The sequence below is a fragment of the Undibacterium cyanobacteriorum genome, assembly GCF_031326225.1.
Taxonomy (GTDB): Bacteria; Pseudomonadota; Gammaproteobacteria; order Burkholderiales; family Burkholderiaceae_D; genus Undibacterium; species Undibacterium cyanobacteriorum.
Window position 1 is genome coordinate 2,208,792 of the sequence record NZ_CP133720.1, and the last position, 22,185, is coordinate 2,230,976.

20 protein-coding genes are annotated in these 22,185 nt (G+C 48.8%); 13 read left to right on the forward strand and 7 right to left on the reverse strand.

The annotated features are described in order from the left end of the window. The first annotated feature begins 80 nt into the window (after positions 1–80). From RF679_RS09220 to RF679_RS09255, 8 genes are all read left to right on the forward strand, one after another. Positions 81–599, forward strand: coding sequence for an OmpH/Skp family outer membrane protein (locus RF679_RS09220; protein ID WP_309483911.1), 519 nt, complete (start codon positions 81–83; stop codon positions 597–599). An 11-nt stretch (positions 600–610) separates the two neighbouring features. Next, the gene (gene lpxD / locus RF679_RS09225; protein WP_309483912.1) at positions 611–1,684 is read left to right on the forward strand and encodes a UDP-3-O-(3-hydroxymyristoyl)glucosamine N-acyltransferase; all 1,074 of its coding nucleotides are present in this window, start codon (positions 611–613) and stop codon (positions 1,682–1,684) included. A 77-nt stretch (positions 1,685–1,761) separates the two neighbouring features. Then, positions 1,762–2,268 carry a 3-hydroxyacyl-ACP dehydratase FabZ gene (fabZ, locus tag RF679_RS09230; RefSeq protein WP_309483913.1) on the forward strand — a complete coding sequence of 169 codons (507 nt, stop codon included), beginning with the start codon at positions 1,762–1,764 and terminating at the stop codon, positions 2,266–2,268. A 1-nt stretch (position 2,269) separates the two neighbouring features. After that, positions 2,270–3,058: an acyl-ACP--UDP-N-acetylglucosamine O-acyltransferase gene (gene lpxA, locus RF679_RS09235; RefSeq protein ID WP_309483914.1), complete on the forward strand. Its 789-nt coding sequence runs from the start codon at positions 2,270–2,272 to the stop codon at positions 3,056–3,058. Between the two features lie 4 nt (positions 3,059–3,062). After that, positions 3,063–4,226, forward strand: coding sequence for a lipid-A-disaccharide synthase (gene lpxB, locus RF679_RS09240; protein ID WP_309483915.1), 1,164 nt, complete (start codon positions 3,063–3,065; stop codon positions 4,224–4,226). 171 nt (positions 4,227–4,397) lie between these two features. After that, positions 4,398–5,192 carry a TatD family hydrolase gene (locus RF679_RS09245; RefSeq protein ID WP_309483916.1) on the forward strand — a complete coding sequence of 265 codons (795 nt, stop codon included), beginning with the start codon at positions 4,398–4,400 and terminating at the stop codon, positions 5,190–5,192. 13 nt (positions 5,193–5,205) lie between these two features. Beyond that, positions 5,206–5,961 (forward strand): ankyrin repeat domain-containing protein, encoded by a 756-nt coding sequence (locus RF679_RS09250; RefSeq protein WP_309483917.1) that lies wholly within the window; start codon positions 5,206–5,208, stop codon positions 5,959–5,961. A gap of 82 nt (positions 5,962–6,043) precedes the next feature. Continuing rightward, complete coding sequence (locus tag RF679_RS09255) at positions 6,044–6,613, forward strand: energy transducer TonB family protein (protein ID WP_309483918.1); 570 nt, start codon at positions 6,044–6,046, stop codon at positions 6,611–6,613. Positions 6,614–6,628: 15 nt separating this feature from the next. Here RF679_RS09255 and RF679_RS09260 read toward each other — a convergent pair whose 3' ends face one another. Beyond that, a complete protein-coding gene (locus tag RF679_RS09260; RefSeq protein ID WP_309483919.1) occupies positions 6,629–7,618 on the reverse strand; it encodes an MBL fold metallo-hydrolase in 990 nt (329 codons plus the stop codon). 288 nt (positions 7,619–7,906) lie between these two features. Here RF679_RS09260 and RF679_RS09265 point away from each other — a divergent pair, with 288 nt between their 5' ends. Genes RF679_RS09265 through RF679_RS09275 form a run of 3 tightly spaced genes read left to right on the forward strand, consistent with a single transcriptional unit; the run spans position 7,907 to position 11,665 of the window. Beyond that, positions 7,907–9,157: a sensor histidine kinase gene (locus tag RF679_RS09265; RefSeq protein ID WP_309483920.1), complete on the forward strand. Its 1,251-nt coding sequence runs from the start codon at positions 7,907–7,909 to the stop codon at positions 9,155–9,157. Then, positions 9,154–9,942: a LytR/AlgR family response regulator transcription factor gene (locus RF679_RS09270; protein ID WP_309483921.1), complete on the forward strand. Its 789-nt coding sequence runs from the start codon at positions 9,154–9,156 to the stop codon at positions 9,940–9,942. Before RF679_RS09265 ends, RF679_RS09270 begins: the two co-directional genes overlap by 4 nt. Before the next feature lie 7 nt (positions 9,943–9,949). Then, on the forward strand, positions 9,950–11,665 hold the full coding sequence (locus RF679_RS09275) for a DUF4407 domain-containing protein (protein ID WP_309483922.1): 1,716 nt from the start codon (positions 9,950–9,952) through the stop codon (positions 11,663–11,665). A 181-nt stretch (positions 11,666–11,846) separates the two neighbouring features. On the opposite strand, the gene RF679_RS09280 is transcribed toward RF679_RS09275, so the two are convergent. Both RF679_RS09280 and RF679_RS09285 read right to left on the reverse strand, forming a co-directional pair. Next, positions 11,847–12,653: an alpha/beta fold hydrolase gene (locus RF679_RS09280; protein WP_309483923.1), complete on the reverse strand. Its 807-nt coding sequence runs from the start codon at positions 12,651–12,653 to the stop codon at positions 11,847–11,849. Between the two features lies 1 nt (position 12,654). After that, a complete protein-coding gene (locus RF679_RS09285; RefSeq protein ID WP_309483924.1) occupies positions 12,655–13,965 on the reverse strand; it encodes an O-acetylhomoserine aminocarboxypropyltransferase in 1,311 nt (436 codons plus the stop codon). Positions 13,966–14,229: 264 nt separating this feature from the next. Here RF679_RS09285 and RF679_RS09290 point away from each other — a divergent pair, with 264 nt between their 5' ends. Continuing rightward, on the forward strand, positions 14,230–14,682 hold the full coding sequence (locus RF679_RS09290) for a CBS domain-containing protein (RefSeq protein WP_309483925.1): 453 nt from the start codon (positions 14,230–14,232) through the stop codon (positions 14,680–14,682). A gap of 213 nt (positions 14,683–14,895) precedes the next feature. Then, positions 14,896–15,897 carry an NAD(P)/FAD-dependent oxidoreductase gene (locus RF679_RS09295; RefSeq protein ID WP_309483926.1) on the forward strand — a complete coding sequence of 334 codons (1,002 nt, stop codon included), beginning with the start codon at positions 14,896–14,898 and terminating at the stop codon, positions 15,895–15,897. Positions 15,898–15,982: 85 nt separating this feature from the next. Here the strand turns inward: RF679_RS09295 and lysS are convergent, their stop codons facing one another. The 4 genes from lysS to RF679_RS09315 form a co-directional block, all read right to left on the reverse strand. After that, positions 15,983–17,512, reverse strand: a complete 1,530-nt coding sequence (lysS, locus tag RF679_RS09300) for a lysine--tRNA ligase (RefSeq protein ID WP_309483927.1) — start codon at positions 17,510–17,512, stop codon at positions 15,983–15,985. An 82-nt stretch (positions 17,513–17,594) separates the two neighbouring features. Further along, positions 17,595–18,699 (reverse strand): peptide chain release factor 2 gene (prfB, locus tag RF679_RS09305; protein ID WP_309483928.1). Its coding sequence is split into 2 segments (ribosomal slippage): positions 17,595–18,617 and positions 18,619–18,699, totalling 1,104 coding nucleotides; the frame shifts between segments, so codons are not numbered across the junction. A gap of 299 nt (positions 18,700–18,998) precedes the next feature. Continuing rightward, positions 18,999–19,289, reverse strand: coding sequence for a hypothetical protein (locus RF679_RS09310; protein WP_309483929.1), 291 nt, complete (start codon positions 19,287–19,289; stop codon positions 18,999–19,001). Between the two features lie 262 nt (positions 19,290–19,551). Further along, entirely contained in the window at positions 19,552–21,942 is a 2,391-nt protein-coding gene (locus RF679_RS09315; RefSeq protein WP_373921751.1) for a YgiQ family radical SAM protein, read from the reverse strand. Positions 21,943–22,185 lie beyond the last annotated feature (243 nt).

Here is a 22,185-nt window from a genome sequence, read left to right on the forward strand (position 1 = left end):
GTTGGGGCTTCGATTTGCAGCAATTTACGATTACAATACGAATCAACGGGTTATCGGTATTCAGTGATTTGGAGATTAATTTGAGCCAAACTTTTTACATAGCGCGACGACTGCATTATTTCTATTTTTTGGTCTTGAGCTTGATGTGCGCCTCAATGGCACAAGCGCAAGACATTCGTGTTGCGTTCTTTGATGGGCAAAGGGTCTTAAACGAGTCTTTGCCAGCAAAAGTGGCAACTGCGAAGATTAAGCAAGAGTTCTCGAAACGTGAAAAAGATTTAGACGAGTTAAATGAGCAATTGCGTGCGGCGGTGCGTAAGTTTGAAAAAGAAGCACCAACGATGAATGAGTTGGATAGAACTCGTCGTCAACGTGAAATCAGCGAAATGGATCAAGATTTCAATCGTAAGCAACGCATTTTTAGTGAAGATCTCGGACAACGTAAGCAAGAAGAAATCAATATTCTGGCGGAGCGCGCACAAAAAGTTGTGCGTCAAATTGCCGAAGCTGAAAAAATCGATTTAGTGGTGCAAGACGCTGTGTTTTTTAACCCGCGCATCGACATTACAGATAAAGTCTTAAAGGCATTAGCCAAATAAAACCAAATAAAATGACATCCACAGCAATTCGACTAGGGGAAGTGGTCGAGCGGTTTGGTGGTCAATTGTTGGGGGATTCCAATGTAGAGGTGATCGGTATCGCACCTCTCAGTGATGCCAGCGAAAACCACATTACTTTCCTTTCTAATCCGAAGTTTCGTTCTCAAGCGACTGCCAGCAAAGCGGTCGCTTTGATTTTGTCTGAGGCTGATCATCAAGCGATTGGTGAGACCTATGCTGGCGTCAGGATTATCAGCGCCAATCCTTACGTGTATTTTGCTAAATTAGCCCAGTATTTTTACGCCCTGAATGCCGATCGAGATCTCCCTGGAATTCATCCCAGTGCTTGGGTGAGCCCAGATGCCAGCGTCGCCGCGACTGCCGTGATCGGAGCACAAGCTTCGATCGAAGCCGGAGCAATCATCGGTGAACATGTTGTGATTGGCGCAGGTGTTTCCGTTGGTAAGCGTGTCACGATTGGCGATCAAACACGCATCCATGCGAATGTCAGTATTTATCATGATTGCGTCATTGGTGATCGTTGTGTGATTCACGCTGGAGCAGTGATTGGTGCTGATGGCTTCGGTTTCGCCAATGAAAAAGGAAAGTGGCTCAAGATTCCACAAACGGGTCGTGTCGTGATCGGCAACGATGTCGAAATTGGAGCGAATACGACGATTGACCGCGGCGCTTTGGCCGACACCATCATTGAGAATGGTGTCATTCTCGATAACCAAATTCAAATTGGTCATAACTGCCATATCGGCGAAAACACCGCGATGGCGGGCTGTGTTGGCGTTGCTGGTAGTGCCAAGATCGGCAAGAACTGTACCTTCGGTGGTGCAGCGATGGTGTTGGGACATTTGACGATCGCCGATAACGTGCATATCTCCTCGGGAAGTATGGTATCGCGCTCGATTTTGGAACCGGGTCAATACACGGGTTTCTATCCTTTGGCAAAGAATGCCGATTGGGAAAAGACAGCAGTCATTGTGCGTAATCTTGGCTCGATGCGCGACAAGTTGAAGCAGCTTGAAAAATTGGTTAAAGAGCAGGGCGGTACTGAATTGCCTTCGATAGAGTAAGCTGGGCTGGCTGCGACCTCAAAAAGTATTAACTTCAAAAAGAATTATTTATTCATCGATAAAAAGTAGAGAAACATATGGAAACCATCAACAAGAGTTTGGATATCAACCAAATTAAACAATACCTGCCACATCGTTATCCAATGTTGTTGGTTGATCGCGTCTTAACTTGGGAAAGTGGTAAGACCATTACCGCAATTAAGAACGTGACTGCAAACGAAGAATTCTTCAACGGTCACTTTCCAAACAAGCCAGTGATGCCAGGTGTTTTGATGGTGGAGGCGATGGCACAAACCGCAGCGATTTTGTCTTTCTTGACCATGGGCCAGAAACCCGACGAAAACACTATCGTGTATTTCGCAGGTATCGATGCCGTTCGTTTCAAGCGCCCAGTAGGTCCTGGCGATCAATTGAAAATGGAAGTTGAAATCTTGCGTATTGCTCGCGGTATTTGGAAGTACAAAGCAATTGCAACGGTGGATGGACAACTCGCTGTCGAAGCTGAATTGATGTGCACATTGCGTACCACCAACGACGAAGCAAAGTCAGCTGTAGCTGCTAGTGAAACGCCTGCAGGAGCGTAATATGAGCATTCATTCCACCGCAATTGTTGATCCAAAAGCCCAGCTCGATTCCAGTGTTGAAGTCGGTGCTTATTCGATTATTGGACCAAACGTTCGTATCGACTCCGGCACGAAGATTGGTCCACATGTGGTGATTGAAGGTCATACGACGATTGGCAAAGATAATCAGTTCTTCCAATTTTCATCGATTGGGGCGGCGCCGCAGGATAAGAAATACGCAGGCGAACCAACCTTACTGGAAATTGGTGATCGTAATGTCGTGCGTGAGTTCTGTACCTTCAATCTTGGAACGGTACAAGATGGCGGCATTACACGTATTGGTAGCGATAACTGGATCATGGCCTATGTGCACATCGCGCACGATTGCCACGTCGGCAACCGCACTATTTTTGCGAACAACGCAGCCTTGGCGGGACATGTGCATATTGGTGATTGGGTGATTTTAGGTGGTTTCTCCAACGTCCATCAGTTCTGCAAAATTGGCGCGCACGCGATGGTCGGTATGTCGACCAGCTTGACGCAAGACGTGCCGCCATTTGTAATTTTGAATGGTAATCCTGCGGCTGCGCACGGTATCAATATTGAAGGTTTGAAACGCCGTGGCTTCTCACGTGAGCAAATCTCCGCGATTCGCCAAGCCTACAAAACGCTCTACAAGTCAGGCTTGACTTTGGATGAGGCGAAGCAGGCGCTCGATCAAGAAATCGCTGAGGCACCAGAAGATATTGCGCAGCACATTCAATTGATGCGCAGTTTCTTAGATACTTCGACACGCGGTATCGTACGGTAATTGAATGTCCGAGGCTAAGGTGACGCGACCTATCGTATCCATGGTGGCGGGGGAAACCTCGGGAGATATGCTGGCGGCGCGACTCCTCTCAGGCCTGCGCCCCCAATTGCCGCAATCATTGATGCATGGCATTGGTGGTCCTCGCATGATGGAGCATGGCTTCGTTAGCGATTTTCCGATGGAAAAATTATCGGTGCGAGGCCTGTTCGAAGTTCTGCTGCATTATCGTGAGATCTCGGGGATTCGCAAAAAGCTCATGCAGCAATTGCTCGTTGAGCGACCTGAGGTGTTTATCGGTGTCGACGCGCCCGATTTTAATCTCGATCTCGAAATTCAATTAAAGCAGGCAGGCATTCCAACCATGCATTACATCAGCCCGTCGATTTGGGCGTGGCGTGGTGGTCGCATCAAAAAGATCGCAGAAGCAGTGTCGCATATGCTGTTGATCTTCCCATTTGAGGAAGAGATTTACCGCCAAGCAGGTATTCCTGCGACCTATGTGGGACACCCTTTAGCACAAGTCATTCCACTGGAACCGGATGTGGCAGCGGCCCGTGAAGAGCTAGGGCTTGAGCCTGATGCTCGTGTTTTGACCGTGATGCCGGGCAGCCGCATGTCGGAACTGAAGTACAACACGGAAGCCTTCATTCAAACCGCAAAACTCTTGCTCAAGCGCGATCCGCATCTGCAGATCCTGGTGCCGATGGCGGGTGCTAAGCAAAGAGCGTATTACATTGAGCTCGTGTTACGCGCTGAATTAGAAGATGTGCCGGTCTTGCTGATGGATGGAAAGTCACACACCGCGATCGCCGCAGCGGATGCGGTGTTGGTTGCTTCCGGTACCGCTTCTTTAGAAGTCGCTTTGTTCAAGAAACCGATGGTGATCGCCTACAAGATGATGGCCGCCTCTTGGCACGTCTTGAAGCACATGGGGTATCAACCTTGGGTAGGCTTGCCGAATATTATGGCGGAAGAGTTTGTGGTGCCTGAGTTTTTGCAGCATGCAGCAAGCCCAGAGGCCATGGCAGATGCCTTATGGAAGCAGTTGACGGATGACAGTTTACGCACCCGTTTGCAGACGCGCTTTACCGACATGCACCATAGTCTTTTGCGTGACACGGCGCAGTTAGCTGCCGATGCTGTGATGCGCGTCATTGATAACAAATAAGTGCGTCGCCTTGACTAGCATGATGTGCCGATTCGTCTGTTGCGTCGAATGAAGTATGGTTGATCTCTCGTTGCTTAAAGCATTACTCGTACTGGACTAGCAGCGAAGCGATCTATTACAAGACTCAATTCAAGACGCTTTTCAATTCAGATTTCAATTTTTTGTCTTTATATGTACATCGATTCACATTGCCATATCAACTTCCCAGAACTCGCAGCGCAAATGCCAGCCTTGCTTCAGCGCATGCAAGACAATGGCGTCACTCACGCTTTATGTGTCTCGGTAGATCTGCCAGACTTTCCGCAAGTACTAGCTTTGGCTGAACAACATCCGCATATCTATGCCTCGGTGGGAGTCCATCCCGATTACGAAAATACCGAAGACCCTAGCGCTGAACGTTTGGTTGAACTGGCGCAGCATCCAAAGATTATTGCGATTGGTGAAACTGGACTCGATTACTACCGTTTGAAGGGGGATTTGGAGTGGCAGCGCGAACGCTTCCGCCAACATATCCGTGCTTCGCGTCTGTCGCGCAAACCTCTCATTATTCATACCCGAGCCGCTGCTGAAGATACGATTCGTATCATGCGTGAAGAGGGGGCAGGTACCGATCAAGGTGGTGTTGCGGGTGTCATGCATTGCTTTACGGAGTCCTTGGAAGTGGCGCAAGCGGCGGTCGACATGGGCTTTTACATTTCCTTTTCTGGAATCTTGACTTTCAAGAGCGCGAAGGACTTGCAGGCGGTGGCAAAAGCATTACCGATCGAACGCATTCTGATCGAAACCGATTCGCCTTACCTCGCGCCAGCACCGCATCGTGGCAAAATGAATGAACCAGCCTTTGTGCGACACGTTGGTGAGTTCTTGGCGGACTTGAAGCAACTACCTTTGAAGCAAGTGCAAGAGGTGACGACACAGAATTTCTTCGATTTGTTTCAGTTTGCCAAGCCATCCAGCACAAATTGAATTCAGGTGGATCATGATTGCCCTCACGAATGATCAATTTCAGCATCAGCATCGCTGGTGTTTCACAAACTCTCAGCTTTTGAAACTGGCGATGATTTTGTGTGTGGCGGTCTCGGTCATCCTAATCAATTTGATGATGAGTGTTGCTTCGGAAGCCCAAACGCTGCAAGTACTTACGCCAGAACAAAAACAAAAAGACCGGTTTCTGAAGGCGGCGCGATTTGATGATGTCAAAACCATTCGGGAATTATTAGGGCAAGGAGTCGATGCAAACACAGCCGAAGCTGGCCGCGGCGAAACTGCATTGATGTTAGCGGTCAGGGAAGATTCCTATCGTGTCTTTGAATACTTGATTACGTATCCTCAAATCCAGTTAGATCAACGCGCGTCGAACGGTGATACTGCGCTGATGTTGGCCGCCTACCTCGGTAAAGTTGACTGGGTGGCTGAATTGATCAATGCGGGTGCCCAGGTGAATCAAACGGGGTGGACTGCGTTGCATTATGCTGCAGCAATTGGTGATGAACAAATCATCGCTGTATTACTCGAATACCACGCCTATATTGATGCCGAATCACCCAATAAAACGACGCCGTTGATGATGGCATCACGCAAAGGTGATTTGCCCGCGGTGCGCCTATTGGTCGAAGAGGGCGCCGACCTATCATTAAAAAACATGGTAGGAATGACGGCGTTAGATTTCGCAAACGATGCAGGAATGCGCGCAGTCGCTCAATATCTAGAACAAAAGCGCGCGGAGAAAAAGTAGCCTCATCGCTGTAACATTGTATGCTCCCGCATGCTAGCGTTGCCTACAGTGCTTTGTGATATTTTAACTGGGAGGATGGACAATGAAGTCTAAGAACCGCCAGATACTTAGTGCGCTGTACTCTTCTGATCTTGTGCTGTGTTCTTTATATTCGCTACTAATCGCATCACTGTTGTTGTTGCTATCCGCATGTACGACGCCGGACTTGGCTTCTCCAACACCTCAAAAAGAGAAAATCGAACCGACTAAAAGCACGATTAAGCCTTTGGAACAGACTAAGAGTGATGTGGTCAAGCCATCGAAGGCGGCTAATCTAACGGCTTACCAGCGTGAAATTGCTATTCACTTGTCACAAAAAAATCCTGACAAAATCTACGTTAGTAATCCTCAAGCCCTATTGCGCTCCGTCGTAGTCATCAAGTTTTCTATTGATGCCAGCGGTAAGTTACTGAGCCGCGATATGTTGCGAAGTAATAAGGATAAAGAAACGGAAGGCACCGCGATGCAAAGTCTCAGCAGGGCACAAGCTTTTCCAGCGCCTCCGGCGAGCTTGCTGCTACAAGGGAAGGTAGAGCTGATCGAAACCTGGCTATTCAATACCGATGGTCGTTTTCAATTGCGCACCATCGCCTTGCCGCAACTAGGTGAATAGCTCTTGCTTGGTGTATTACAGTGCGATTTCCATGAGATCACGTCCGCAGATGATTTCACCATCAAAAAAAGGGCGTACGCCGTCTATCCACATTTGATCGGTGATGCTAGGGTCGCCGCCTGGGACGAAATGAGACAAGACTAATTTCTTCACTTTCGCCTCGCTGGCGACGCGGCCGACTTGCTCAAAGGTGCTATGGCTGTCGAGAAGATGTTGCTTGAGTCGTGTTGCTTGCGCTTCACTAGCGAGAAGCCGATCGAGCGCATGGATATTCATTACTTCGTGCACCAAAATATCGGCGCCTTGGGCGAGTTTCACAAGCTCAGGCGAGTAACTGGTGTCGCCCGAAATGACGATCGATTGGCCCTGGTGATCGAAGCGGTACGCCAAAGCTGAGGTAATCGGCGGATGTACCACTTGCACCGCGCTCACTTTGGTTTTTCCATTTTCGAAGATGACGCCACTCTTGTTGATCTCGTGCGGGAATATGAGATTGACTAAATTGCTTCGACCTTCATCCTCTATGCGCGTGTGGATGTCGAAGGCGTTCATTTGTAAAAATAACTTCGTCATGCGGTTAAGCGGTTTCGGCCCATAGGTGTCGATGCGATGATTTAAGTCGGCAGCCCACGCTAACAGCATCAAATTGCCATAATCGGCATTGTGATCAGAATGGTGATGTGTGATGAAAATGTGGCGAAGGCTTGCAAGCTTTAAGCCTGCTTTGACAAATTGTTGTGCGACGCCGTTTCCGCAATCGATCACAAAGGCTTCTCCATCGATCATAATCACCTGTGATGGCGCGGCTCGATTCTTCTTTGGTGTTGGACCACCTGCAGTGCCCAATAAGATCAAACGCATATTGCTGTTTTCTCTTGGTTTATCCTGTTTAGGCGAACTGTCAGCCAGAGCTCGTGGTTCGGCGGAAGTTTGCAATGTGAGACCCAATCCCGCGCTACTGGCGATGATGGCTTCGAGAAAGTGGCGGCGGTGGATGTTGTACATGATGGTGTGTCAACTCGATCAAATTGGATGGCTTCGCACTGATGAGCAAGTAAAATGCTCGCAGAGTGGGCAGTGTGTGCGGCCGCTCGCCCATGAAAAGTATTTTAAAGTAGTCATGCATTAACGGCAATTGCGCCATGTGTCTGCGAATTGCGTTGAATTTGGCTGCACCGTTTATGAGTACGATCAAGGCTTTCGTCTCTATTTTTTTGGTTTTGTCGGATTGCGGCTGATGAAGGGGAGTGATTGCTCTACGCTACACCCATAATTCATTAGCCAGGAGTGATTATGTTTGCCAGTTTCTTCTTTATGTTGCGTACGGCGATTGCGTGGGGTGCCGTGTTTATGTTGTTGGCCTTGTTTATTTTTGAAGGCTTAGCGCGGCGCGGCCCACCAGATGGCTTTCTGATGATGATCTTGATGTTCGTGTGTGCAGCAGCAGTAGCAGCTTTTTCCCACGTGCGTCGCGTTCGTTTGATTGATCAAACCGTCAACTCAACAACGCTGGCGAATCGTCACCGCCGTGTGATCGATTTACCTATCAGTGCCGATGAAGCGTTTGAGCTCTTGCAAAAAGCCGTGACAGAGTTTCCGGGTGCCCAAAATGTAGAGGCCGCGGCGAATAGTTTGCAAGTACGGGCGAAAATTAAACGTAGCCCTTTGTATTATCCTGATCTGCAATCTTTACATCCATCATTACGTTGGTTATCGAGTGGTGATAATCAGATTTACGCAACGGTTTCTCCCGGAGTTGATTCCTGCGCAGTGACCTTGATTTGTGAACCGATGCGTCCCACATGGACCGACTTTTTTATTCTTGATCAAGGCAGTAATCTCGACAATGTACAGGCCTTCACACGTGCTTTGATGCGTCGTCTCGGCGATATGCGTAGCAAAGAGCGCGAAGAGGTGAAGCAGACCATGACTGAGAAAGAACTCTCAGTTGCTAAGTTGAATCTCTTGCACGCACAAGTGGAGCCCCATTTCTTGTACAACAGTTTGGCGAGCGCACAGCTGCTAACGCGTTCTGATCCTGCAAAAGCAGATGAGATGCTGGGCAATTTGATTACCTACTTACGTCATTCTTTGCCGCGCACCGAGGATTCCTTGTCGACCATTGGTGAAGAACTTGAACGGACCCGCGCCTATCTCGATATTATGAAGATTCGTATGGGTTCACGCTTAAATGTGCAGTATGAAATTCCCGACTATTTGAAGCCGGTGCTCTTCCCAAGCATGATGTTGCAGACCTTGGTTGAAAATGCGATTAAACATGGTTTGGAGCCTAAGAGTGGCGGTGGCACGATTTGGGTGTTGGCACGTGCTCATGAAAATATGGTGGCTGTCACCGTCGCAGATGATGGGCGTGGCTTTAGTGCGGAGAGCGCAGGTACAGGAATCGGCTTGCGCAACGTGAGAGAACGACTGCGCCTCGCCTACGGCAATACGGCACAGTTCTCAATTGTGGCCAATTTCCCGAATGGTGTCGCAGCAACGATTACAGTGCCGACCAGCTTCATCAAGGGAGAAGTATCATGACTCGCTGTGTGATCGCTGAAGATGAGAGCTTGTTACGTGAAGCCCTGTTGACGCAACTGCAAAAAGCCTGGCCCGGTTTGGAAATTCTTGCTGCTTGTGATGATGGTGCTAGCGCGTTGGAAGAGATCACTGCACATCAACCTGATGTGGTGTTTCTTGATATCCGTATGCCAGGTTTGAACGGTATCGAAATCGCGGCGGCGATGGCAGAAGTGAGCCCAGCTACGCAAATCGTTTTCGTGACGGCTTACGACCAATATGCGATTGAGGCTTTCGATAAAGGCGCGGTTGACTATCTTCTAAAACCTGTCGCCTATGATCGCTTGGTTGCTACTGTAGAGCGATTGCAAATGCGGGCACAAAACACTGATGCCAAACAGAGTGCCATGAGCGCAGTGTCGGATTTATTGGCGAAGCTCGGAAGTTCTTCAATCGCTTCAGGTGGTTTGCGTGAGAAAGAACCTTTGGTGTGGTTAACTGCTAGTTCGGGTACCGAGACGAAGTTAATCATGATTGATGATGTGGCTTACTTTAAAGCCGACAACAAATACACCGTCGTCATGACAGCTGAGGGCGAGGCGCTACTACGTAAGCCAATTCGTGAATTGCTTGATGTGTTGGATCCGACCATGTTCAAGCAGATACATCGCTCGACCATCGTCAATTTTCGAGCGATCGCCTCCGTGCTACGTGACGAAGGAGGTAAGGGCATTGTGAAGCTCAAGAATCGCCCTGAGACCTTGAGCGTGAGCCAGCCTTTCATGATTCTGTTCCGTAACATGTGAGGTCATCATGCAATCGGCAGATTCTCAAAGATCATCGTTCACTCAGGACGATGATCAAAGCGAGCTCGTCTCTGCGCAGCATTCAGATCAAGGATTCGATGGAAAAAGAGCGGCTCATTCTGACAGTCAAACGCAATCTCAGAATCAAAAACATTTTCGCGCTCACGCTATGCCGAATGGCGAAAACTTAAATGGCTTGAAGTCTTCGAAACCCTTGATCGAGCGACTAAGGCAAGCCAGTTTACGTTTTCTTGCTCTCTCTGCTGCAATTGATTTTGAAGTACTCGAACGGGTTGGTGAGCACGGGAATCAAGGCGGAAACCGTGTTTTTATGCGCGGTCGGTTTAAGTATTATGGCCTCGGCAGTCTGGTGATATTTTTTGCCGTATTCGCAGGATATGGCATGGGTCACATGTTATCGACGATGGCGAATATGAGCTGGCTTGGCGCATCAATCGCAGGCGTGGTGTGGGCCGTTTTTCAGTGGTGCCTTGAGCGACAAATTCTGATTAGTATTCAACATGATGCAGTGTGGTGGCAGAAGATCTTTGGGATAACTTGGCGCAGTGCCTTGGCGCTCATGTCTGCTTCGGTCATGGTCTATCCGTTTTTTGTCGAAACGAATCGAGCCGAGATTGATGTCAAAATCGGACAGATTACACAACGCAGACTACAGGACGCGAAAGAGGTAACGGCGTCAATTGCGGACTTGCCGCGCTTAGAACAAGAGTCCCAAGCTCACGCAATCAATTTGACGCGACTAGAAAAAGCGATGAGTAGTGATGCACCCGACATCGCCAGTTTTCAAATTCGCGCAAAGCAATGCTGGTTACGCCAGCAAAAGACCGATGCTACTCTCGCACGGCAGCAACGTGGACTCAGCTTGTTACGAGAGCGTCCTGGAGTTGATCTTGTCCTTGATGCCCGAATTCAAGCTTTGGAGGATCAACGCGAGCAGGCGAAAGAGCAGTGCCGTCAAGCGGAGAGCGCTATCGCTAAGCGTAATGCGGACTGGCGTCAGCTTAAAAGTAAAGAACATGCGCAAGTCGCCGAGCAACAACGCTTGACCTTGGAAGAGACTAAGCTGGCGCAAAGTAAGCGCGATCAACTCTTCGACGAGCAAGAAAAGCGTGTGCAGGCGAGTGCCCATTCAGGCTTCGCGGCAGATTTTTATGCAGTTGCTCGATTAATGGAAGAGGATCCTTATCGACGCTTTCAAATGATGTGGTGGATGCTGTGGTTTCTAGCGATTGAGATGGTAGCGATTCTGGTGAAATTTGGCACCAAGACCGATGTGGATCTCTACTTAAGTCTAGCGGAAAAGGCCCTCGTGAATAATATTGAAGCTGACTTCAAAGCGAAGCAAATGCAATTGACTACTCAACATCTGCGTGAGCAGGTCCAAACCGAAGCAGAGCACGCCTATTGGAATGGGCCCGCACTTGAAATTCACAGTCAAAGAGTGCAGGAACAAGAGATGCAACGAATGCAAAAGGAAGATGAATGTGCCACAATGCAACGTGACTGTCATCGCTCTGTACAAATGCTGGAGGCCGCTCTACACGAATGGGAAGCACTGGAGGTTTTGAAGCGGCGCGCGACACATCGTGCGAACGAGGAGCAGGATAGTCAGCAAGTGCAAACCTTGCGCCATCTGTGTACGGTGGCAGAAGCAGACTTAGTGAAGCGATTGCAAACTCATTTGAATGGTGTTGTGGGTTGAGGATTGGGTTGAAGTTTGGGTTGAAAGGTGGGTTGAGTTTCACTAGACCTTTGTATCCAGCGAAAAAAAAGGGGGCGACCAAAGGACGCCCCGATTTTTTATTGAAATCCACTCGATCTTCAATCCACGTGCGGAACAAGCAAGCTTGAGTTGTAGTGGAAGATCAAACGCTGAATTCTGCTCACGTTTTGAAGAATTGATGAAGCGCGTCAAGCACTGCATCTGCTTGTTCCGTCATCATGGAATGTCCACAATTTTCGATGATACGAATTTGCTTATTGGTGATCGCATTCGATAAGCTGGCGCTGGCTTTCACTGGCGTCATCATATCTTGCTTTGCCAATAAAAACAGAGTTGGGCAGGTCACTTTTTGCGCTGCGTTCTCGCCATTTTTATACTCGTTACAGGCTGTGAAATCGTTAAAGAAAACTTGCTCGGGATTGATTGCTGAGATTCTTTGCATCAGACGCATGCTTGAATTCATTACCGAAAAGCCCGGGCCAGGGCAAGATGGCTTATGCGCATTGCTGCTATGAGAAAAGATATTGACCATATCAATCGCGCTTTGCTCGTGATTCTGCGAGGCGAATAACAAGGCGTCGGAGACTTTCATCGGAAACGCAGTGCCGAGTAAAGCCAATTTTTGAATGCGTTCTGGCGCAAGACTAGCGGCTTCCAAAGCGATCAAAGATCCCATGCTGTGCCCCGCGACGAAGGCTTGTTGCACACCGCTCAACTCGATGACTTCTAATAACCACTTCGCCATCACTTCGACGCTATGCAAGGCCGGTCCTTGACTACGTCCATGACCTGGCAAATCAAGAGCGAGAACACTGAAGCCATGGTGCGCCAAGTAGCGTGATTGCATTGCCCACACGGAATGGTCATTCTGCGCCCCATGCACCAAAAGCACGGTGGGGAGATTGGGGTTGAAAGCTTTGCCTCCGGTATAGGCATACACGGATTTATGTTGAATCTGTAACTGCATCTTATTTTCCTTTCTGCGCCATCTTCAAACCGCGATTGAGATCTTCGATGAGGTCATCGACGTCTTCTAAACCGACGGACAGCCGTATGGTGCCTTCGCTGATGCCTGAAGCGGAAAGTTGTTCGGCTGGCACACGGAAATGGGTGGTGGACGCAGGGTGGATAACCAAGGATTTGGCATCACCAACATTCGCTAAATGCGAGAATACTTTGAGCGATTCGACAAAGCGTTGTCCCGCTGCGCGATCGCCTTTGATATTGAAAGAGAACACCGAGCCACAGCCTTTGGGTAACAAGGTCTTTGCCAATTCATAGTCTGGATGGCTTTCGAGTTCGGGGTAGGAAATCGATTCCACAGCAGCATGGGATGCCAAAAACTCCACCACACGGCGTGCATTGGCAACATGGCGTTCCATACGCAAACCCAAGGTTTCGATTCCCTGCAAGATGGCGAATGCATTGTGCGGGCTCATACATGCGCCAAAATCACGCAAGCCTTCGCGTCGGGCTCTCAATGAAAAGGCGCCGACGGTGGACTCTTCCGCAAACACCATTCCATGAAAGCCTTCATACGGCTCGCACAACTCCGCAAAACGTCCACTCTTATCGTACGCGGCTTGCCAATCAAATGTGCCGCCGTCGACCAAAATACCACCAATGGCCGTACCATGTCCGCAAAGGAATTTGGTGGCTGAATGAAATACCAAATCGGCGCCATGTTCGAATGGTTTGAGCAAATACGGAGTCGTGAATGTGGAATCGACCATCAAAGGTAAATGATGCTGATGGGCGATTTCAGCGACTGCTGGGATGTTCAAGACATCGAGGCCAGGATTGCCCAAGGTTTCTGCGAATAAGACTTTGGTCTCGGGGCGAATCGCTTGACGCCAAGCATCGAGATCGCGCGGATCAACAAAGGTGGTTTCAATGCCGAAGCGTTTCAAAGTGTAGGCCAACAAATTGTGAGAGCCGCCATACAAAGCGCGTGAAGCGACAATATGTGAGCCAGCGCCGGCGATGGTGCTGAGACCTAAATGCAGCGCTGCTTGACCACTCGCGACGGCAATCCCCGCGACACCACCTTCAAGCGCTGCCATGCGCTCTTCGAGCACGGCGTTGGTCGGGTTGGTGATACGGCTATAGACGTGGCCTGCGCGTTCCATGTTGAACAAAGAGGCTGCATGATCAGAATCACGAAAGTTAAACGACGACGTGAAATAAATCGGCGTTGCACGCGCACCTGTCGCCGGATCAGCGACGGCACCAGCGTGTAATGAGAGGGTGTCGAACCCTGGGTATTTTGGACCGCTCATAAATTGGTATTCTCCGAATGTGAATGGCGACATCGTACGCACTGCTCGTGTTTTTGAAAAGTCTTGACAGGAGTGGTCTTTTGAAAAAGCATCAATTCTTCAAAATAATTGTGTGGATTGCAAAATTCTTGAGGAGAATCACTAGATTTTTAAGCGTGCATGCGATACATTGTCCTACGAGCAAGCCAAAGCACGAAGTTTCGCCGCATTCCAGCTTGGATTCTTCACTACAGCGAAAGCGCATCACCGACGACGGAGGACAGCATGAAAGTTTCAGAGATTCTGCAGGTTAAAGGGAATATCTTATTCACGATTACCCCTGATACGCCCATGAAAGAAGCCGTGAATTTCATGGAAGAGAAAGATATTGGTTCTTTGATCGTGATGGAGTTTGGTGACTTGGTCGGTATGCTGACTTTCCGTGAAGTGATCCGTGCCGTCGCGAAAAACGGAGGAGAATTAGGCGAGGGTACAGTGCGCAAGTATATGGATGACCATCCAATGACGGTCACGCCTGAAACGGAAGTCAACGAAGTACGTCGCATGATGTTGGAAAAACACTCTCGCTATTTACCGGTGATGGATGCGAAAACTTTAATGGGCGTTATTTCTTTCTATGACGTGGCGCGTGCAGTTTTGGAAGCGCAGAGTTTTGAGAACAAGATGTTGAAAGCCTATATTCGCGATTGGCCAGTTGAAGACGACAAAGCAGACTAAGCAAAGCAAGCCCACGCAAGCACGTGGGCTTTTTTTTGTCCGTACTTTTTCTTTTATCTCAAATCGCAATCGTTTTGAATGTCTCCTCATGGACAGAAAAGATCCGGCAAACTAAGTACGAAGTAGGTAGCGGCAAGCAGTAGCGAGATTCAAGCAGTGAGAAGTAATAAGAAGTAGTAAGTGCCTCGATTTAAAAATACAAGGAGATCAGATATGCAGGTGGCCATCATCGGTGCAGGATTAGCAGGACTTACAGCGGCTAGACAATGCCAAGCACAAGGGCATCATGTAACGGTGTATGAGAAGAGTCGGGGTGTCAGTGGTCGTATGTGCACTCGTCAGACCGAGTTTGGTGGCTTTGATTTTGGGGCTCAGTATTTCACCGCTAGCTCTGAGCGTTTCAAAAAAGAAGTGAATGATTGGCGTAAGTTGGAATGGGTCACAGCCTGGGATAGTCAACTAGCGACGATCGCCCACGGCAAAGTCCAAGAAAACAAAACAAAGGGCAAAGCGCCGCAACGATTCGTGCCAATTCCGGGCATGAACGCATTGGGCAAACAATTGGCGCACGGTCTCGATGTGCGTCTCGAACAACAAGTTCAAGCGATTAGTGCGCATGGCGATCAATGGATCTTATCGGTTAAGTCCGATGAGATCCCCGTTCCAGCGAGCGCCGGCCCTTTTGATGCTGTGATTGTGGCGATTCCCGCCGAACAAGCGGCCGTGCTCTTGAAAGATCATGCCGCACTCGGTCCTCAAGTCGCTGCCGTGCATATGCAACCCTGCTGGGCGCTGATGCTGGCTTTTCAGAATCCACTCAATTTACCGTATGACGGCGCTTGGGTTGAGGATTCGCGTCTGGCTTGGATTGCACGCGACACCTCTAAACCAGAGCATCGTGCAGGTGAACGTTGGGTCTGTCACGCATCTGCAGCATGGAGTGCGGAGCATTTGGAAGATGAACATGAGCGCGCCAAAGAGAAGCTAATGAAAGCCTTTCACGAAGCGACCGGTTCCCCAATACAGCCAATCTACGCGGAAGCGCATCGTTGGCGCTTTTCCCAGGCACATCAACCATTACCGCAAAGCCATCTTTGGGATGCTGCGACGAAGATTGGAGTATGTGGTGATTGGTTTGCAGCAGGATTGGAGGGTGCAGGGCGGGTTGAGAATGCTTTCCTCAGTGGCTTAGCGCTAAGTAGTGAACTAGCCTAATTACGGTATGTTGAGGTAACAAAAACAATGGGTGCCGGAGCACCCATTGTTGTCTTGAAGCTGTCTTAAATTTGCTAGCGATCGCTTATTCTTCACGACGTAAGTGCGGGAACAAGATCACGTCACGGATGTTAGGCGAATCTGTGATCAACATCATCAAACGATCAATGCCGATACCGCAACCACCGGTTGGTGGCAAACCGTATTCCAAAGCACGGATGTAATCGGCGTCAAAATACATGGCTTCTTCATCACCAGCGTCTTTCGCTGCAACTTGCGCCATGAAGCGTGCTGCTTGGTCTTCCGCATCATTCAATTCAGAGAAACCATTGGCGATTTCACGACCTGTCATGAACAACTCGAAACGTTCCGTGATACCAGGAACGGTATCCGAAGCACGCGCCAGCGGTGACACTTCTGCTGGGTAGTCAATGATGTAAGTTGGTTCCCACAATTGCGCTTCAGCAGTTTCTTCAAACAAGGCTAATTGCAAAGCGCCGAGGCCGGCAGTGGCGAAAGGCTTCACGCCAAACTTTAGTAACTCTGTCTTCAAGAACTCTGCGTCACTCAACTGCTCATTGGTATAGTGCGGTGCATATTTGTTGATGGCACCGACGATGGTCAAGCGTTGGAATGGCTTAGACAAATCCAATTCTTTACCTTGATAAGTCAAGACGGCAGTACCATGCGCATCGATCGCTGCTTTGCGAATCACTTCTTCGGTGAAGTCCATCAACCATTTGTAATCAACATACGCCGCATAGAATTCCATCATCGTGAATTCTGGATTGTGTCGTGGCGATACGCCTTCGTTACGGAAGTTGCGGTTAACTTCAAACACACGTTCAAAACCACCAACCACTAAACGCTTCAAATACAATTCTGGAGCGATACGCAGATACATTTCCATATCGAGCGCATTGTGATGTGTGATGAATGGTTTAGCAGCAGCACCACCAGGAATCACGTGCAACATTGGTGTTTCCACTTCCATGAAACCGTGATTATTCATGAAGTTACGAATTGAACTCATCGCTGCTGTACGTGCTTTGAATGTGCGACGTGTTTCTTCGCTCATGATCAAATCAACATAACGTTGGCGATATTTGGTTTCTTGATTCGCTAAGCCGTGGAATTTGTCCGGCAGAGGGCGCAAAGACTTCGTCAACAGGCGCAGCTTGGTGACTTTGATGGTCAATTCATCGGTCTTCGTTTTGAACAAAACACCTTCAATGCCAAGGATGTCACCCAAGTCATAATGACGGAACGCCTCCATCTCGGCTTCGCCAGTTTTGTCGCTGGTGACGTACAACTGAATACGTCCATCGGCTTTTACACCAGACGCATCTTGCAAGGTTGCGAAGGCCGCTTTCTTACCAGCTTCGCGCTTGAGCATCATACGACCTGCCACGGACACTTCAACGTTTTGTGCTTCTAACTCTTCGCGTGTGCTGGAAGCATATTGTGCTTGCAAATCAGCAGCTTTATGCGCAGGACGGAAATCATTTGGGAATGCGACACCCTTGCTACGAATCGCGTCAAGCTTGGCGCGACGTTCAGCGATAATTGAATTCTCGTCTTGTGGTAACTCTGCTGGTGTTTGTTGGTCAGACATGATGGTTCTCAGGTAAATAAATGGTTGGTGTTTTGTTTCTAAAGTCTAGCGCTCGCGCTTAAATGCTTACTTACTTATGAGCTTATACGCCTTGCTTGAGTGAGGCAGCAATGAAATCGTCAAGATCGCCGTCGAGCACCGCTTTGGTGTTGCCGGTTTCGTGATTCGTGCGCAGATCCTTGATGCGAGATTGATCGAGCACGTACGAGCGAATTTGATGACCCCAGCCGACATCCGTTTTGGAATCTTCCAAGTTTTGTTTTTCACTCATGCGTTTGCGCAATTCGAGTTCGAACAACTTCGCCTTCAACATTTCCCACGCTTCGGCACGATTACGGTGTTGACTACGATCGTTCTGACATTGCACTACGATCCCTGACGGCGCATGCGTTAGACGTACTGCTGAGTCCGTTTTGTTAATGTGCTGACCACCAGCGCCGGATGCACGATATGTGTCAACGCGGACATCGGCTGGGTTGATATCGATTTCGAAAGACTCATCGACTTCAGGGTAGACGAACAGACTGGAGAATGATGTATGGCGTCCATTGGCGGAGTCGAACGGAGACTTACGCACCAGTCGGTGTACGCCCGTTTCAGTGCGCAGGAAGCCATAGGCGTATTCGCCTTCGACTTTCAGTGTCGCGGTCTTAATGCCGGCAACCTCACCATCGGATTGTTCGAGTACTTCGACTTTGAATCCCTTACGTTCGCAGTAGCGCAGATACTGACGCAACAGCATCGATGCCCAATCTTGTGCTTCAGTGCCACCAGCACCTGCTTGAATATCGATAAAGCAATTGTTGGGATCCATAGGATTGTTGAACATCCGACGGAACTCCATGCCTTCGACGAGCTCTTTGATGCCTTGTACGTCGGCCTCGACGGCGATGATGGTGTCTTCGTCTTCCTCTTCACGCGCCATTTCAAAGATTTCGCTGGTGTCCTTGATATCGTTGTCGATCTTGACCAAAGTATGGACGATGTTTTCCAGCGACTTTTTCTCTTTGCCTAGTTCTTGCGCGCGTTTAGGATCATCCCAAACTTTGGGATCTTCTAATTCGCCGTTAACTTGTTCGAGTTTCTCTGACTTGATATCGAAGTCAAAGATACCTCCGTAATTCAGTTTCGCGACTGCGTAAGTCAGCGAGGAGGTTGGAGATACTATTGAGGCGTTCTGCTTCCATGGATGTTTCTCAAGTTCAATATAATCAAACCTTCAATTATAACCCAGCAAGAGGGGTAAAAACCGTCACTGAGAGAGCGAGAGTAGTGATTTTCCAGGTGCGTAAGAGGACTTTTCGTCGTGAGGACGGCAATTCCGATTGAACCTTACAGGTGGCGCTTAGACAAAGTGCGTGAAGTGAGTGTTTGGCAATTGGAGTGCAGTAGGACTGACTGCTTACATTGAAGAGTAGCATTGAGACGAGGCGTCGATATTAAAAAGCAAAGATCGCCCCGTGTCTGTTGATTTGTTCGATTTGTCTTACCAGACAGATTTTGTAACCGTGGGTTTTGCGTCGCGGTGGCTTTCGAACCATTTTGCCAGTTCAGTTTTAAAGCAAGTTGGACAAATATGAAATTGCGTTTGAGTCGACTGACCGCCATGTGCGAAAGACTCTTCTTCGTCGAGCTGAATGGTTGTGTTCATTTTTTCGTGCTCATCCGCTGACCAGTTCTGGTCCCATTTTGATTCGGCACCACAGACATCGCAGGTTAGCTTATCAAAGACTTCTTCCGTGTGCTCTAAGATAAGTACAGTTTTCATGTGTTTCATTGCGTTCTCCTAGCAGGGGTTCGAGACGACAAACGAATTTTGACTAATTGTGACTGAAAGAAGGGAGCGATGAGAGCTTGCTCTAGGGAAATTGTACTCCGCAATTTCTTAAAAAAGCATATGCCATCGGAATTTTTTAACTTCGTGTTGCGCATAAAGACAAAAGCCCGCTGCAATCAAGAAAATTGCGACGAGCTTTTGTTGATCTGCTGAATTAGGAACTTGAGCGAAGAGTGAGGAAAGAAGCTAAGCCAAATGAGTACTAGCGCCTTCCAGATTTGCTTCCGTTTCCAGACGTAGCTGTGGTTTGCCCTTGAGGCTTTCGTGCTTTTGATGAGTTGTAGGACAGTCCAGGGCTTTTCACTCGAGCTTGAGCCTCAGGTTTGTTTGGCTTGTTTGATTTCGCTACGACTGGAGTTAGTCGTTGTGCTGAATTTGGGGACGAATTTGGCGCAGCCTTGGATGCAAGTCTCGTTGCTGAATGTTTGCCGAAGGTGTTGAGTTTCGGCGCGGCACCACGCTTTACTGGCACGATGCCTGTGTTCACTAAATTCGTCACTAAAGGTGCGCGTGATGGAATCAGATGACGATCACTGCCGCCAATCAAGTCACTGCGCCCCATTCGTAGTAGACCTTCTTTGACGATTTCATAATTTTCTGGCGCATGATAGCGCAGCAAAGCCTTATGGAATTTTCGTATTTTTCCGGCTCGTGCTGTTTCCACAACTTCAGAGTCCTGCGTGACTTTCTTCAGCGGATTCTTACGCGTGTGATACATGGTGGTTGCCAATGCCATTGGCGTTGGCATAAAGGTCTGAACCTGATCCAGTTTGAAGTTGTTTTTCTTGAGCCAAAGTGCAAGATTCACCATGTCCTCATCTGTAGTTCCTGGATGAGCAGCGATGAAATAGGGAATCAGGTATTGTTCCTTGCCAGCCTCACGCGAAAACTTTTCAAACATGGTTTTGAAAGCATCGTAGGTGCCGATGCCCGGCTTCATCATCTTTGACAGCGTGTTCGTCTCGGTATGCTCAGGGGCAATCTTGAGAAGGCCGCCGACATGGTGTGTGACCAATTCTTTGACATATTCGGGCGAACGTACAGCCAGGTCATAGCGAAGGCCGGAACTGATCAAAATCTTTTTCACACCTGGAATGGCGCGCGCTTTGCGGTACAAAGAGATGAGCTTTGAGTGATCTGTATTGAGATTGCTGCAAATACTTGGATACACGCACGATAAGCGTCGGCATGATTCCTCGATTTTTTTGTCTTTGCAAGCGAGTCGATACATGTTGGCGGTAGGTCCACCAAGATCGGAAATAGTACCTGTGAATCCCTTAGTTTTGTCGCGGATTTCTTCGATCTCTCTGAGGATGGAAGGCTCAGATCGACTTTGAATAATGCGCCCTTCGTGTTCGGTGATAGAGCAGAACGTGCAACCGCCAAAACAACCTCGCATGATGTTGACCGAAAAACGGATCATTTCCCACGCTGGAATACGGGCATTTCCGTAACTAGGGTGCGGTGCTCGAGCATAGGCGCGGTCATAAACGCCGTCCATTTCATCCATTGCCAGCGGAAGCGGTGGTGGATTGATCCACACATCTCGTTCGCCATGGGCTTGCGAGAGAGCTCGCGCATTGCCAGGGTTGGCTTCCAGATGGAATACCCGTGAAGCATGGGCATACATGACTGGGTCGTCTTTGACCGCGTCATAAGAGGGTAAGCGAATGACGGTCTTTTGATACTTATTGCGCAGCATCGCTTGTCGCTCTTCGCGGCTCATAATGCGAATAGCCTGCGCTTTGACAACGTCTTGTGTCGCCTCATTGACGCCGCTTTGAGAATCATTAGTGCTACATTTCGCACCAGTTTCTGGAATCATTTCATACGGATTAGTATGAGCTTCAACTTTGCCTGGCGTGTCAATTTTTACTGATTGAATTTCGCTCCATTCCTGATCAGGTAGCCAATTGGTCGGCACCATAAAGGCCGTGCCACGCAGATCCCGTATCGCCTTGATTGGTTCTCCTGCGGCGAGGCGGTGACTTAAATCGACAATTGCACGTTCAGCATTACCGAACACGAGAATGTCAGCTTTTGAATCTGGAAGGACGGACCGTTTTACTTTGTCAGACCAATAATCATAGTGAGCGATACGGCGTAAGCTCGCTTCGATACTGCCAATGACGACATTCACTTCAGGATAGGCCTCGCGGGCACGTTGAGCATAAACCACCACCGCACGATCAGGCCTTTTGTTTGGATCGCCGTCCGGAGTGTAGGCGTCTTCTGAACGAATCTTACGGTCCGCGGTGTAACGGTTGACCATCGAGTCCATATTTCCCGCAGTGATACCAAAATACAAATTTGGACGACCTAGCGCGCGAAAATCATCTGCAGAATGCCAATCTGGTTGGCTGATGATGCCGACTCGAAATCCTTGTTGTTCCAAGAGACGACCAATCAATGCCATGCCAAAACTTGGGTGGTCGATGTAGGCATCGCCAGTAACAAGAATAATGTCACAACTATCCCAGCCGAGCTTATCCATCTCGGCACGAGACATGGGGAGAAAAGGGGCTGCATGCTCACCGCCAACATCAGGGCGATAGCGCTTAAAGGCGAACAGATTTTTAGGTGCAGGATTCATCCCGTCATTGTACCGGAAAGCACGCAAGTGCGTGATTTTGCGAAGTTTTTTGAACCCAGCGATTTCGATTGATTATTCGTATGAAGCAAAAAAACTAGGTCAAACGAAAGAAGGATAAAAAAGATCTTGCAATAAGTGCACATTCTCGCCACACTTGTACGCCTTGATCCTCGCAGATCGATGATCGCCAATGACTATTTGAAATATTTGAATCATTTCAACATCTTTTAAGGCCTCCACTAC